The sequence below is a fragment of the Nonomuraea sp. NPDC049607 genome (assembly GCF_040675375.1).
In the GTDB taxonomy this organism is placed as follows: Bacteria; Actinomycetota; Actinomycetes; order Streptosporangiales; family Streptosporangiaceae; genus Nonomuraea.
The window spans coordinates 1-13,667 of sequence record NZ_JBFAOV010000079.1 but is presented as its reverse complement, the minus strand read 5'-3'; the positions used below and the strand labels follow the sequence as shown (position 1 = coordinate 13,667).

Here is a 13,667-nt window from a genome sequence, read left to right as displayed (position 1 = left end):
GGGAGGTCATCTTCGGCCCCGCGCTGGCCGAACGCGTGACCCGCTACTTCGCCCGGCTCGCCACCGTCCGGCCGCCCCGCGAGGAGCCCTTCCAGTTCTACGTCACCAGCTTTCCGTCCTCGAACGTCGGCTCGGCGCTGACACCAGAGTGCGATTCGCGCCCGAGGACCGGGCCCTTCTCGCCGCGCTCCTGACGTCGCTGCCCCTCGGGGTCCTGTGCCGGCTGCGGCAGGTGACGGACCTGCTCGACGGGAGCCATGACCTGGGCACCATCGCGGCCGCTCTGCCGTCCACGGTGGACCAGCTCCTCACCCCGGCCTGTCTCGGCAAGCTCGGCAAGCTCGGCAAGCTCGGCAAGCCTACGGGCGCGGCACGTTGATGCGTCTCTCATGGACGTCGGCGACGTGAACCACCTGACCTCGCTCAGGCTCTCGCCGCCCAAGGTGCTGGCCTGGTTTCAGCAGGGGGCCGGCACCGCTGCCGGCTGAACAGCCGGCAGGCCGCGCTTACGGGTCGCCATCCGTGGGAGGCGCCCGGGAGACTGTCGGGAGCGACGTGGATGGGGCCGCGTATTACCCTGCTCAGCCCGATCTTCCTCGCGGTCGAACAGCTATCCGCCAACTCTGGATCGGGCAGATCGCCACGACTGCTCCTACTACAGGGAACGGGACCGGCGACCAAGGTTCCCGCCCCTACCCGCGAGCTGTCGCCCTGCCGGGTCCGGAAGGTTGGTCGCGGACATTGACCTGTGGCCATGCGGCTCAAGCATGGCGCGGGCTCGGGTGTGGTGGACTTCGCTCCATGTCATCCTCGGACACGTCCTGCAGCAGCTGGTCCTGCGGTTGATTGCCCCGCCGCGCCCTCATGTGCACCGACCCGGCACCCCCACGACCTCAGAGGCTGAAACGTGAGGGAGAAATGACAGCGCCCGCTCCGCTGATCTCAGGCGAAGCGGGTACGCGGATCGTCCCGGCGTAATTGCTCAGACACTGCCCTCTACTGCGGTGTTGTCGGCCGACAGGTCGGCGAGGATCTGCGTGAGGGTGGACTTGACGCCCTGGATACCGTCGGCCCCGACGATGCCGGCCCAGCGGGCCTCCAGTCCGGCGAAGTAGGCGGCGCTGATCTCGGCGGCCCGGGTGCCCCGGTCGGCGAAGACGACAACCCTGCCTCGGCCATCGGCCGGGTCGGGAACGCGTCGCACGTAGCCGTGCTGTTCCAGGTGACCCACGAGTTCGCTCATCGCTTGCGGGGTCATCCCGGCTCTGCGGGCCAGTGTGGTGGGCCGGGTGCCGCCGCAGTCCATCAGCCGGAACACGTTCAGGTAGTGAGTGGGGCGTAGATCCTTGCACCCGTTCTCGACGAGGTGGCGGAGCAGCCCGTCGAGGATCAGGTTGAACGTCTGCCCGATGAGCTGCAACAGGAGCGGCTCATCGGTTGTAGATTGTTCGGCCACCTTATAACCTCACCTTATAAAGCTTCCTGAATAGTTTCAGCATAGCCGAAGGAGACGAGATGCCCCACCCCTCCCCCGCGCGTCCAGTGAGGTGGCGCAGGGGCGCCAGGATCGCCGGGGGGACACTCCTCATCCTGTTGGGTCTGCTGTGGATCCTCCAGGGTGCCGACCTGGTACGAATCGATCCCATCTTGTGCGTCGCCGATTGCCGGCCCATCACCGGCGGGTCACCCGGCTGGCTGGCCATCGGAGTGGCCGCCGCGTTGGCCGGAGTCTTGCTCGCAGGTGTGCGAAGAGGTCCGCGCCGGGGAGGTGGCGAATCGGGACTCGAACGTCCCGTGGATGGCCGTTGAGAGGTAGATACCGCCATCTACGTGCTCAGACTTCTGCATGTAGATCGTCGCGTACATCGGCCTGGTGCGCGGCGCCATCGACGCCGACATCGCCCGCCACCGTTCCCCGCAGCTCAGGCACTTGGGTAGCTCGGCCGGCGGATGGCCGGCCGTGTGCGTCACACGGCCTCTCGCGGCGGGGCGGTGCCCGGGCCCGGCAACCGTACGGTCACCACCAGGCCGCCGCCGTGTCGAGGGACGGCCGTTACCGAGCCGCCGTGACCGCGGGCGATGGAGCGCACGATGGACAGGCCGAGGCCGAACCCTCTCCCACCGCCGGTACGCTCGCGGTTGAGCCGCCGGAACGGCTGGAACAGCGACTCGATCTCGTAGTGCGGCACAACAGGCCCCGAGTTGGCCACGGTCAGCACCGCATCCTCGCCGATGGTCTTCGTGGTCACGGAGACGAGCCCGGAGGGCACGTTGTGCTCGACGGCGTTCTCGACCAGGTTCTGCACCAGCCGTTCGAGCAGGATCGGATCGCCTCTGGTGATCGCGGCGGCCGCGCCGTCGCAGGGCACGCCGCGCTGGTCGCACACGTGGCCGGCGATGTCGGCCAGGTCGACGGGGGTGCGCTCGGTGATGCCGTGCTCGGAGTCGGCCAGCGTGAGCAGGCCGTCGATCAGCCGTTCGTGCCGTTCGTTGACGGTCTGCAACGACGTGCCGAGCTGGATGCAGTCCGGCGAGGCGCCCGGCCTGCTGACCGCGAGCTCCACCAGCGTCCTGTTCATGGCCAGCGGGGTGCGCAACTCGTGAGAGGCGTTGGCCACCAGCCTGCGCTGTCCGTCGAAGGCCGCGTCCAGTTGCTCCACCATCAGGTTGAAGGCGTCGGCCAGATCGCGTACCTCGTCTTGCGGGCCGTTCATGACGATCCGTTCGTGCAGTCCCCGCCCCGCGCCCACGGCCAGCCGCCGCGCGGTCTCGGTGACGCGGTGCAGGGGCTGCAGCGCGCGGCCCGCCACCAGCCAGCCGAACCCCACCGAGGCTGCGCCGACCAGCAGCAACCCGATCGCGCCCTGCGATATCAGCGAGGTGGTGGTCGCCGTACGGATCCGTTCGCTCAGCATCTGCCGTCCCTCGTCCATCGGCGGTCCAGACGGCGTGGACGACAGAATGTGCTTGCCACTGACGGCCGACGGCACCTGCTGGGACACCAGCAGGGTCGTCACGCCGAGCAGCACCACTCCGCCCACCAGGAAGAACGCCGCGTACACCAGGGTCAGCCTGGCCCTGATCGTGAGCTTCTTCATGCGATCCGGTACCCGGCTCCGGGAACGGTGTCGATCACGGGGACCTCCAGCTTGCGGCGCAGCTTCAGAATGGTCACCCGCACGACGCCGGTGAACGGGTCGATGTGTTCATCCCAGGCCCGCTCCAGCAGGTCCTCGGCCGACACCACCGCCCCGTCGGCGCGCAGCAACTCGGCGAGAACGGCGAACTCCTTGCGCGACAGCGCGACGTAACGCCCATCGCGGTACACCTCCCGCCTGGCCAGATCCATCCGGATGCCACGGCGGCTGAGGACCGGAGGCGTGGCGGGCCCGGTGCGCCGCAGCAGCGCCTGCACTCTGGCCGACAACTCGGCCAGCGCAAACGGCTTGGGCAGGTAGTCGTCGGCGCCGAGTTGGAGGCCCGCCACCCGATCCCGTACGGCCGCAGCAGCGGTCAGCATGAGAACGCGGGTTCGTGTGGCCGATTCCACGATCGATCGGCACACGTCGTCGCCGTGGACGGCGGGCAGATCACGGTCAAGGATGACCACGTCGTAGTCGTTCACTCCGAGCCGCTCGAGCGCCGAGCCGCCGTCGTTGACCACGTCAACGGCCAGCGCGTCGCGACGCAGCCACTCGGCGATGCCGTCGGCCAGCACCGGTTCGTCCTCGACGATCAGAACACGCACGCTCAGAAGTTCTATCCGGTTGGGTGTATCGCCACCGTTAACGTTCGCGCTAACGCCACGGTAATCGGCTCTGCGATGAACTCCGGGCCATGAAGACGAAGACGCTGATCAGGCTCCTCGCCATGGGCCTCGTCCTTACCGCCTGCGGCGCCCAACCTGAGACCAGGGTCGCCACCGCGAGCGGCGCCACGGCGAGCGCGGTCGCGAGCCCTTCGGCCGCCGGCGACGGCGAGCTGGCCTTCGCTCGGTGCATGCGAGGTGAGGGCGTCGACATCAAGGACCCGACCAACGGCCGCTTCGAGGTCAGCAGCGACATCGCCGAGAAGAAGAAGATGGACGCCGCGATGGCCAAGTGCGGTCACCTCCTGCCCGGCGGTCAGGGAGGCAAGCCGAGTCCGCAAGATCTCGACAGCGCGCGCAAGCAGGCCAGGTGCATGCGCGAGAACGGGTACCCCACGTTCCCCGACCCCGACTCCAGCGGAAGGCTCAAGCTGGACGTCGGCGCCCTCGGAGCCGGTCCTGACGACCCGAAGTTCAAGGCCGCCATGGAAAAGTGCCGCGCGGCATGACCGGCCGGCTCGCGGCCGGGTCGCTGATCCTCGCGGCGGTCTGCGCCACCACCGCGGTGATCGTGTTCGGCGGGCGCGGAGACGAACCGGTCGCCCGCGACGCCGTGCCCGCCGCTCTCGCCGAGGTCACCGAGCAGGACCTGGCCGACACCACGACGGCCACGGGGATCGTGGGCTACGGCCGTGAGCGTCCGCTGGCCGCGGCCGCCCCCGGCACGGTCACCGCGCTCCCCGCCATCGGCTCGATGGTCCGGCGCGGTGGCGTGCTGTTCAAGGTCGACCAGGTCCCCACCGTGCTCTTGTACGGCAAGGTGCCCGCCTACCGGACACTGCGGTCCGGCGTGCGAGGAGCCGATGTCCGGCAGCTGGAAGAGAATCTGCGCGAACTCGGCTATCACGGTTTCACCATCGATGACGTATTCAGCGGGGAGAGCGCGCGGGCCGTACGCAAGTGGCAGAAGGACCTCGGCGTCAAACAGACCGGCGTGGTGGAGCTCGGCCGGGTCGTCTTCCAGCCGGACGCCGTCCGCGTCAACGACCAGACGGCAGTGCCTGGGACGCTTGTCCGTCCGGGCTCTCCTCTCCTCACCGTTACCGGGACCGCGCACTTGGTCACCGTGCGGCTGGACGAGACGGAGTACCGGCTGGCCAAGATCGGCGCTGCGGCGACGGTCAGGACACCGGCCGGCGAGCAGGTTCAGGGGAAGGTCACCACGGCACAGTTCGTGGTCAATTCCGATCAGCGAGGCACGACCACGAAGGTGGAGCTGACCGTGGCGATCGGGGCCGTCGGCTACGACCGGGCGGCGGTCGATGTGACGCTCGTCTCCGAGGTGCGCAAGGACGTTCTCACGGTGCCGGTCGCGGCGCTCCTGGCGCTGTCCGAGGGCGGGTACGGCGTCGAACTCGCGGACGGCCGCGTCGTTCCGGTCCGGACGGGGCTCTTCGCCGGTGGGCGTGTCGAGGTGTCGGGCCAGGGGCTCACCGCCGGACTGAAGGTGGGGATGCCGACATGATCGCGCGGCTCGAGGGCGTCACCAAGGCCTACCCCGGTGGTGTCATCGCGCTGGATGACGTCTCGCTGGAGGTCGAGAAGGGCGAGCTGCTGGCCATCGTCGGGCCGTCGGGGTCGGGAAAGTCCACCATGTTGCACATCCTCGGCACCTTGGACCGGCCCACCAGCGGCCGGGTGCGCCTCGACGGCCAGGACGTGGACACACTGCCGGACCGCGCCCTGTCGGAGTTGCGGGCCACCAGGATCGGGTTCGTGTTCCAGCAGTTCCACCTGACCACAGGCGCGTCGGCGCTGGACAACGTGGCCGACGGACTGCTGTATGCAGGGGTGCCGCTCGGGCGGCGGCGCGCCCGGGCGCTGGAGGCGCTCGACCAGGTGGGGCTCGGCCGTCGCGTTCGGCACCGGCCGCACGAGCTGTCCGGCGGTGAGCGGCAGCGCGTGGCCATCGCACGGGCGGCTGTGCGCAGGCCTGTCTTGCTGCTGGCCGACGAGCCGACGGGAAACCTCGACTCGGCGGCGGGCGCGGGCGTGCTCGCGCTGCTACGAGAGCTGAACGCGTCAGGGACCACGATCGTCGTGATCACACACGACTTGGAGATCGCGCACGCCCTGCCCAGGCAGGTGCGCATGCGGGACGGGCGGGTGCTGCCATGACGGCGCTGTCGGCCAGGGACGTGATCAGAGTGGGCGGGGCCGGGCTGCGCACCCGGCCACTGCGCGCCCTCCTGTCGGCCCTCGGCGTCGCCATTGGGATCGCCGCGATGGTGTCGGTCGTCGGGATCTCCGCTTCCAGCCGAGCCGAGCTGGACCGGACCCTGGCCAGGCTCGGCACCAACCTGCTCACGGTCGCGCCGGGCCAGACCGTGTTCGGCGCGCAGGCGCAGCTGCCGCAGGGGGCGGCGGCCATGATCCGCAGGATCCGCCCGGTGACGGGTGCCGCCGCTACCGCGCTGCTGCCCGACGCGCACGTTTACCGCAACGACCGGATCCCTGCGGCCGAGAGCGGCGGCATCGCCGTCGTCGCCACAGAGCTGACCGTCCCCGATCTCGTCGGGGCGGCTGTGGCGCGAGGCACCTGGCTCAACGGCGCGACGGCCCGGTACCCGGCCGTCGTGCTGGGCTCGACGGCGGCTGAACGGCTGGGCGTCACAGAGCTGGGACGGCAGGTGTCCCTGAGTGGACACTGGTTCACCGTCATCGGGATGCTGGACCCGGCACCGCTCGCGCCGGAGTTGGACTCCTCCGCGATGATCGGCTGGCCCGCTGCCGCACGGTACCTGTCGTTCGATGGGCATCCGACCACGATCTACACCCGCACCGAGGACTCGGCCGTGGAAGCGGTGCGCGCCGTGCTGGCCGCCACCGCCAAGCCTCAGGTGCCCGGCGAGGTGAACGTGTCCAGGCCATCCGACGCGCTCGCCGCCCGACAGGCGACGGACCGGGCCCTGACCGGCCTGCTGCTCGGCCTCGGCGCGGTCGCCCTGGTCGTCGGGGGTGTGGGCGTGGCCAACACCATGGTCATCGCGGTCCTGGAGCGCAAAGCCGAGATCGGGCTGCGCCGGTCACTGGGGGCCACGCAGGGGCAGATCCGCGTCCAGTTCCTGGCCGAGGCGCTGCTGCTGTCCGGTCTCGGCGGTATCGGCGGCCTGTTCCTGGGTATCGCGGTGACCGGTGTGTACGCGGCCATCCAGGCCCTGCCGATGGTGATCCCCATCTGGGCACTGGTAGGCGGTCTGGCCGCAACCCTGATGATCGGCGGCCTGGCTGGGCTCTACCCCGCCATCCGTGCCGGCCACCTGGCCCCGACAGAGGCGCTGGCCTCGCCCTGACCAGCCGCCGTCACACCACTGGATCGGCGGCTGGCCGCTGGGCGCGGCGGTGCGGGGAACGCGGTGAGTCCAGGCCCGGCGGCCACGGTTTCGGCTTACGTCGTGAGGCACTGTTGATCGGTAAGTCGGCGTACGAGGCCGGTGAACATGTGCTGGTGGACGTGGCGCGGCCTCCGTAGCTGCAATGTTCGCCGGCGCCTTCGAAGTCCGGGAGGCTGATGAGGGTGGCCGGGCAGCTCCGGCGTGTGCCGGAGCCGTCCGGCCGAAGTGCCGACTTGCCGATGGGCGTCGGCACTTCGCTGGTTCTGAGGACGGGCTAGTGCCGGTACGTATGGCCGACGCGGGGTTCCCCTCCCCGTCCTTCGCAAGATCGCCGGCCACGGATTGCTGACGACTACACAGCGCTACCTCCACCCAGACGGCCGTCACCGGAGAACTCCTACGCGAGCTGATCCTCGACCCCGCCCGCGACTACCAGCCCCAGGCAAACCCGAACAAGACGACACCCCCGAACCCAAAGGTTCGAGGGTTTCCGATGTCCCGAGACATCACACCGTCGGGACGACAGGATTTGAACCTGCGACCCCTTGACCCCCAGAACAGGGGAGTAAGCGTTTCCGCACGTCAAACACACTCTCGCACTGAGCACGCCATTCGTCGGCCTGCAGGCCCCGCTGGCGCGAGCAGGGCGTGTGGTCCCCAGAGGGTCCCCGGCCTCCCTCGCCTGGCGCTATGGAGGCGATGAGCCAAGACTCGCGATCACAGGCGCTGATTCGCGCGTATCTGTAGAGCCAGCCACAGCAGACGCCCCTCCCACCTCGACGGCCCGCGGCCCCACCACGGGTCAAGGCAGCTGCCGCACACCGACTCCTCGCGGGAATGATCTCGTCGGTACGAGCCGGCCACTCCGGCCTCATGACCGCCCGCAGACCAGCATCAGGGCCGCCATTGATCTGAGCCGCGCAACCGACCTCCCATACCCAGCTCCAAGCTGTTTCTGGGCATTGGCGCTGTTGCGCCCTGCACCGTGGTTGAGCCATCGAAGGACCATCGTTTTCCAGCCCGCCGCAGGGTTCGAACTGGTGCCATGATTGATCCATGCGGGAGCTTGTCTACGTGTCAGAGCGGAAGCTCAGGCAGTTCAGCCCAAGAAGATCCGCGAGTGGCTGGTGGCAGCGGATCACCGGCCTGGCAATCAAAGGTCCATTTGGACTGGGAGAGGCAAGTGTCTCACTGGCCAACGGCACCTCAGTCCGCCACCTCAATCTTGCTCAGGTCATCCGCTATATTGAGCGAGCCCATCGACCTCTTGCATCATATTTAGACGAGGCACTTGAGCCTGGCCAATGGGTGAAATTTGAGGCACGCCTCAGTTACAAGTTTCGACGATGGGGAGACGAGTACGGGCAATCTCGCGCCATGCTCTTCTTTTGGGAGCCGACACCCCATGATTCTCCGACGGTTACGCGTCTACTCCTTCATGGGTCACCTGCTCATCTGGTCGGCGCCGCCGACGTTCCCGAAACCTCGTTCAGCTTCTCCCATGGCCCAGCTTTCGCCGAATGGCTGGCTACTATCGCCGAGGAGGAGAACGAGACGATTCGCGAACGGATAGACAATAAAACCGTGAACCTGCCACCATTCATAGAGCCAGCTAAGTACGCTGGCCAAACACTACGCGATCTCGACCTGGGCTTACCGATTCAACGGACCCCTGGCGAGATTCTCCAGCACGAACTGAAGCGAAATGAGCCCACTGAGAGGTTCGTGGATACGCTTGCATCACAGATGGCAGGCTGGATGGCCGGCTATGCTCAAGTGACCGCAGTCTTGCATCTCGATTCCAAGTTCGATACCAGCCAACTGGTAGTCGCCAGCCCTCTCTTTGTGGAACGACATGCAAACTCATCGAGACGACGTCAACGTACAAATACCGCTCCCTGAGCCCTCAACCACGGGCCAGAGCGATACTTATCGGCAGCGAAATTCCGGTGCGGATATTCTCTGGCATCACCCCGGCTCGCGGCCCCTTCTGCAGGCGTGATCCCATCATCCTTCTGGAGACCCTCGACTTTCGAACTCCTCGTAGTTCGCCGGGCTGCGGTCGTCCGGTTGATCACATCCTTCAGACCGCTTCCCGCCAGCGGGTCTGTAGTGGACGCAACCCAACCGGATCCGCCTTCGAGCTCGGCTTAAGCCGACCATCACTGCGCCTGCCGATAGTCACATCTGCCCAGGTCATGGCCGTCCGGAGGCTTCGCGTCGCGGCGCCAGCTCCAACCACCGGGAGAGGGCGAACGCATACAGCATGAGCGCTTTTCATCCTAAGTGGTGGCCTTCTTCGATGAGCTGCAGGACGAGGATGGCCTGCACGATCGTGGTGGCGCGGTGCGGGCAGCAGCGCAGCCGGGTCCGGATCTTCCAGGTCTTCAAGGTGGCAACAGCGCGTTCCCCGCAGGCGCGGATGCGGGCGTGTGTGCGGTTGACTGAGCGCTGATGGCGCAACAGCGGCGGCCGCAGCCGATGTCCTTTGAACGGCGTGCGGATGCTGCCGCCCGCGCCTTGATATCCCTTGTCGGCGAAGGTCTTCACCTCTGCGGTGGTCAGTGCGTCGATCAGGCCGGTGGCGCGTGCTGCGGTCAGGTCGTGCGTGGCACCGGGCAGCGCAGGTGAGACCCACACCAGCCGGCCGGTCGGATCGGCCAGGACCTGCACGTTCACGCCGTGGCGCCGGTGTTTGCCGGAGTAGTACGGCCGTTCGTCGGCCAGCCGGTCGATCGGGATCAGAGTGCCGTCCAAGATGGCGTAGGCCAGCTGGCCGGCGCGTAAGACGGCGGCGTGGACGTGGTCGGCGAGTATGGCGAGCAGGTCGACCGCCTCGCGGACGTAGCGCCAGGCGGTACTGGTGCCGCTGGCGAAGCCCGCGGCCAGGCGTGCGTAGGTGTCTCCGTTGCGCAGGTGGGCGAGCACGAGCAGGGCTTGCCGGAACACATCCAGGCGCCGCCATCGGCTGCGGCGCTTGGTCTGCTGGGCGCGGAGCAGCTCGGCCGGGCGGCGGGCGACCAGGGCGGCCTGATCGTCCAGTACGTCGCATCCAACTCAAGAATCAGCGCATGAGCCGCTGACTACCATGCCGTTTAACCATAAATTGCTTCCGTTCAAGGTGAGGCTTACAACGGAATCGAGCCCTGGAGCAGGCAGCCACGGAGCTTCGGTCGGGGCAGCGAATCTTGGTCTAACGCTGCCTGATCAGCGGCCTCCCCACAAGCACACACCGCAATTCGCGCCACTTCCGACTGGAACCGTGGGGTTGGAAATGACTCAACGTGATGGCGCGGGGAATCCCGTCATGATCTCACGCCCAAGAGAATAAGGCGTTCCGCCAAGCGTGCCTAAGGAGGAGCCGGCCGAATGGAGATAATCCGCACCGCATCGGGCCGCCAAACGGAAGAACCACCAACGGACCCGCTCGTCCAGATTGTCGAACGTACAATGCAGTAATGCGGCAGCCTGCAGTGACAAGGGAAGTTGGTTGCGCCAGTCATCCCGGAAGTCGTCCGGGATCAGTTGTCCCTCAGTGTCATGCAAGATGCTTATCAGCGGCGCAAAGAGTTCATCACGGCCTGCGCCGCGGACGATCTGCTCAAACAACTCCTCTTCAGCACGTGAATCAACCGGGATATGCTTGGCGACAATTGAGAGCAAGAGCATGGCAGGGTCTCTCGTCAGCGGCGCGCTCTCGTCGAAAGTGGTCAGATCAATAAGCCTGAACCGATCGGGCCGCAGCACCCCGTCCCGGGTGCGGGGCATGAGAACGTTACCGCCATGCAGATCACCGTGCGTCAGTCCCCGCAAGTGCTGAATGTTCTGCCCTCCGACAATTTCTCCCATCGCCATGGCGAGAGGATTGGGTAGCATGGGCGCGTCCCTCTCCCCCTCGAATACTATCCAGCGACGTTCCGCTTGGAGCAGTCCGTGCCCTTGGGCCCAGGTGCGCAACTTTCCATTCGGGCCGAGCGTTCGACGCAGCTCACCTTGAAGATACTTGCCGGAATCAATATGGGAGTAGGGGTCAGGCCGGCGCTTGTTCCAGGAGCAGAGGAGCCCCTTCAGCACCACCTGGAAAGCTTCGATAATCTCATGACGGGACCTGATCTCTTCCAGCTGACACATCTCCGCGAAGCTGCCTCCCGCTACTTCTTGGAGCAGCACATAACCCCCGGCGTCACTTAACCTTGGAGAATTGGACCGCAGCCTCACCAGGTGGTCCTCACGAAAACTCCGAGGACTCGCATCCCAGGCGCGACGATGCTGCTCCGGCTCTCTGGACAAGGAGCCAGGCGGGCATAGTTTCGCGACCATCTTCTTTGTCTGCTCATCGCTCCCCGCCTGGGTCTTGACGATAAGCCCTAGAAGCCGACTCTCGGTGTACCCCCGTTTTACCCAAAGAGGCAAATTGGTCAGGATTTCATAATTTCCGGTGGCCGCCCATGATTCGAGTGCATCCAGTGCAACTTGACCCAGATGCTCGATGATGGTTTCGCGGTGGGCTCCCTCAATACGACAAGGTTGGCTCCCCGTGGTTTCTGCTCCCAGCTGATCGAGCTCACGCAGCAGCATGACAGGGTCGTTGAAGAGGTGACGATAGTTGTCCAAATATGTCTGCTCGGCGGGCGATAGTCGTCTGGCGTCCACCTTGCCGTTCACCTTGGCGAGAAGGGTTTGATCAACCATCACGACCGCCCGGTCGACACCCTCCAAGGCCGCGAAGAGGGCATCTACGGCACTGGTTTGATCCACGTCTACTCGCGGCGACTCTTCACGTAGTGCTCGATCCATTTCCTCACGTTGTTCGTGCACATTGATGCCAGGAAGGTCCGCGTGCAACTTCATCGCGTGGCGATCGTTACGGAACCCATCTTCCGTGGGCGCGGCCAAACCGAACGCATCAACTACGCGCACCACAGCTTTTTCCACCGTGGCGAGCCCATCGCCATCCGACTCCGGGACTCTGACCTCCAGTACAGACGGCTTCGAAAGCTCGCCGAGTGCGATCGTGGACGCCTCGTCGAGGTCGAGGCGGGCGCCGTTCTCAAAGGCGTTCTTGTAGGCCAGCTCGCCCATCATCGACTTGCAGTCCTCGACGCACGCGTCGTGATCGTCGGTCAGGAACGGGGCGCCCATCTGTGGCAGGCCCGCCGTCCGCCAGTTCTGCTGCAACGCGCCCAGCAGCTTGGCCGCCGTCGGCGCCTGCTCGAGCGCGATGAGGATGCGCGCGGTCGTCTCCAGGACCAGCAGCGTGCCCAGCGTGTCGTGGAAGTGCCGCTTGATCCGCAGCGCCTCCCGGGCACTGTGCAGCGCCTCCTCCGCCCTGTTGGTGGCCAGGGCAGTACGCGACATCGCCCACTGGGCATACGAGCTGACCCACAGCTCGCCGCGCTCCCGGCACACCTGAAGGCAGTCCTGGAGCAGCGACTCGGCCTCGAACAGCTCACCCTGCGACGACAACACCAGCGACAGCTCGACAACCGCGGGCAGCAGACCTGGGTTGAGCTCCTTGTTGTCGGTGTTGAACTCGATCGCCACGCCCAGCAGCGCGCTGGCCTTCTGCAGATCGCCCTGCAGCAGCGCGGCCGTGCCCTGCATCTTCGAGGCCAGGATCACCGCCCGGGAGTCGCCCACCCGGACGGCCTCGACGCTGCACTGCTCAGCCGCCTTGAGACTTTCTTCTCCGTCACCCTGCGAGCTGCGTACGTAGGACAGCACCCACAGGGCCTTGCAGCGCTCCTTGCTCGGCGAGGGGTTGGCCTCCAGCGCGCGTTCGAGGTAGAGCCGCCCTTCGCGCACGAAACCGCAGCACACCCACATGAACCACAATGACGCCAGCAAAACCAGTGCCAACGCGCTCCGCCTCGGCGACGACAACGCGTGCTCCAGCGCCATTCGCACGTTGTCGTGCTCCTGCCGCATCCGGAACATCCAGTAAATCTGCCGCGGGCCCGACCATGCGTCTTCGCTGCGCTGAGCCAGACCCAGGTAGTACTCCAGGTGACGCTGCCGCAGCTGCTGAGCCTGGCCGAGCTTGTCCAGCCACTCCTCACCGTACTCGGCCAGCGTGTCGATCAGCTTGTAGCGCACGCCGGCGTGGTTGCTCGTGACTAGTACTATCGATTTCTCTACCAAGGTCATCACCACTTCGGGGATGTCCTCGGGCGGGAGTCTCCGATCTGAGCACACAGACTGGGCTGCTTCTATCTCGAAATCTCCGGCGAACACCGACAACCGCGCCCACAACAACCGCTCGGCGGGCTCACACAGCTCGTGACTCCAGCCGATCGCCGCCCGCAGCGTCGCATGGCGCGGCAGGTCAGTGCCGCTCGCGCCGGCCAGCAGGCCGAACCGGTCGGCCACCAGCCCGAGGATCTGCTCCACCGACAGGGCGCGCAGCCGCACCGCCGCCAGCTCGATCGCCAGCGGGATGCCGTCGAGCCTGCGGCACAGCTCGG

11 protein-coding genes and 1 pseudogene are annotated in these 13,667 nt (G+C 66.6%); 7 read left to right on the top strand and 5 right to left on the bottom strand.

Annotated features, from left to right (window positions below; all coding sequences use genetic code 11):
- Both AB0J97_RS51015 and AB0J97_RS51010 read left to right on the top strand, forming a co-directional pair.
- A pseudogene (locus tag AB0J97_RS51015) lies at nucleotides 1–194 on the top strand (hypothetical protein); the annotation flags it as partial.
- The gene (locus AB0J97_RS51010) at nucleotides 149–379 is read left to right on the top strand and encodes a hypothetical protein (protein WP_364104534.1); all 231 of its coding nucleotides are present in this window, start codon (nucleotides 149–151) and stop codon (nucleotides 377–379) included. The pseudogene AB0J97_RS51015 and the gene AB0J97_RS51010, both read left to right, overlap by 46 nt.
- 603 nt (nucleotides 380–982) lie before the next feature.
- Here the strand turns inward: AB0J97_RS51010 and AB0J97_RS51005 are convergent.
- The 3 genes from AB0J97_RS51005 to AB0J97_RS50995 all read right to left on the bottom strand — a co-directional run bounded on the left by AB0J97_RS51005 (nucleotide 983) and on the right by AB0J97_RS50995 (nucleotide 3,748).
- On the bottom strand, nucleotides 983–1,420 hold the full coding sequence (locus AB0J97_RS51005) for a MarR family transcriptional regulator (RefSeq protein ID WP_364104531.1): 438 nt from the start codon (nucleotides 1,418–1,420) through the stop codon (nucleotides 983–985).
- Between the two features lie 547 nt (nucleotides 1,421–1,967).
- Complete coding sequence (locus AB0J97_RS51000; RefSeq protein WP_364104528.1) at nucleotides 1,968–3,098, bottom strand: HAMP domain-containing sensor histidine kinase; 1,131 nt, start codon at nucleotides 3,096–3,098, stop codon at nucleotides 1,968–1,970.
- Complete coding sequence (locus tag AB0J97_RS50995) at nucleotides 3,095–3,748, bottom strand: response regulator transcription factor (protein ID WP_364104525.1); 654 nt, start codon at nucleotides 3,746–3,748, stop codon at nucleotides 3,095–3,097. The genes AB0J97_RS51000 and AB0J97_RS50995 overlap by 4 nt, the downstream gene beginning before the upstream one ends.
- A gap of 89 nt (nucleotides 3,749–3,837) precedes the next feature.
- Here AB0J97_RS50995 and AB0J97_RS50990 point away from each other — a divergent pair, with 89 nt between their 5' ends.
- From AB0J97_RS50990 to AB0J97_RS50970, 5 genes are all read left to right on the top strand, one after another.
- Complete coding sequence (locus tag AB0J97_RS50990) at nucleotides 3,838–4,317, top strand: hypothetical protein (RefSeq protein WP_364104522.1); 480 nt, start codon at nucleotides 3,838–3,840, stop codon at nucleotides 4,315–4,317.
- Complete coding sequence (locus AB0J97_RS50985) at nucleotides 4,314–5,333, top strand: peptidoglycan-binding domain-containing protein (protein WP_364104519.1); 1,020 nt, start codon at nucleotides 4,314–4,316, stop codon at nucleotides 5,331–5,333. The genes AB0J97_RS50990 and AB0J97_RS50985 overlap by 4 nt, the downstream gene beginning before the upstream one ends.
- Nucleotides 5,330–5,986, top strand: a complete 657-nt coding sequence (locus AB0J97_RS50980; RefSeq protein WP_364104516.1) for an ABC transporter ATP-binding protein — start codon at nucleotides 5,330–5,332, stop codon at nucleotides 5,984–5,986. Before AB0J97_RS50985 ends, AB0J97_RS50980 begins: the two co-directional genes overlap by 4 nt.
- Nucleotides 5,983–7,161: an ABC transporter permease gene (locus AB0J97_RS50975; protein WP_364104513.1), complete on the top strand. Its 1,179-nt coding sequence runs from the start codon at nucleotides 5,983–5,985 to the stop codon at nucleotides 7,159–7,161. Before AB0J97_RS50980 ends, AB0J97_RS50975 begins: the two co-directional genes overlap by 4 nt.
- Nucleotides 7,162–8,259: 1,098 nt before the next feature.
- On the top strand, nucleotides 8,260–9,105 hold the full coding sequence (locus tag AB0J97_RS50970; RefSeq protein WP_364104510.1) for an SAVMC3_10250 family protein: 846 nt from the start codon (nucleotides 8,260–8,262) through the stop codon (nucleotides 9,103–9,105).
- Between the two features lie 375 nt (nucleotides 9,106–9,480).
- Here the strand turns inward: AB0J97_RS50970 and AB0J97_RS50965 are convergent, their stop codons facing one another.
- Together AB0J97_RS50965 and AB0J97_RS50960 are read right to left on the bottom strand one after the other, a co-directional pair.
- A complete protein-coding gene (locus AB0J97_RS50965; RefSeq protein WP_364104537.1) occupies nucleotides 9,481–10,245 on the bottom strand; it encodes a transposase family protein in 765 nt (254 codons plus the stop codon).
- Between the two features lie 237 nt (nucleotides 10,246–10,482).
- A partial coding sequence (locus AB0J97_RS50960; RefSeq protein WP_364104507.1) for a hypothetical protein occupies nucleotides 10,483–13,667 on the bottom strand: 3,185 nt, incomplete at its 5' end.

Bases quoted from the DNA above. Each gene is read 5' to 3' on its own strand.
- AB0J97_RS50975 (WP_364104513.1), top strand. From the start codon at position 5,983: ATGACGGCGCTGTCGGCCAGGGACGTGATCAGAGTGGGCGGGGCCGGG.
- AB0J97_RS50990 (WP_364104522.1), top strand. From the start codon at position 3,838: ATGAAGACGAAGACGCTGATCAGGCTCCTCGCCATGGGCCTCGTCCTT.
- AB0J97_RS50985 (WP_364104519.1), top strand. From the start codon at position 4,314: ATGACCGGCCGGCTCGCGGCCGGGTCGCTGATCCTCGCGGCGGTCTGC.
- AB0J97_RS50980 (WP_364104516.1), top strand. From the start codon at position 5,330: ATGATCGCGCGGCTCGAGGGCGTCACCAAGGCCTACCCCGGTGGTGTC.
- AB0J97_RS50970 (WP_364104510.1), top strand. From the start codon at position 8,260: ATGCGGGAGCTTGTCTACGTGTCAGAGCGGAAGCTCAGGCAGTTCAGC.
- AB0J97_RS51000 (WP_364104528.1), bottom strand. From the start codon at position 3,098: ATGAAGAAGCTCACGATCAGGGCCAGGCTGACCCTGGTGTACGCGGCG.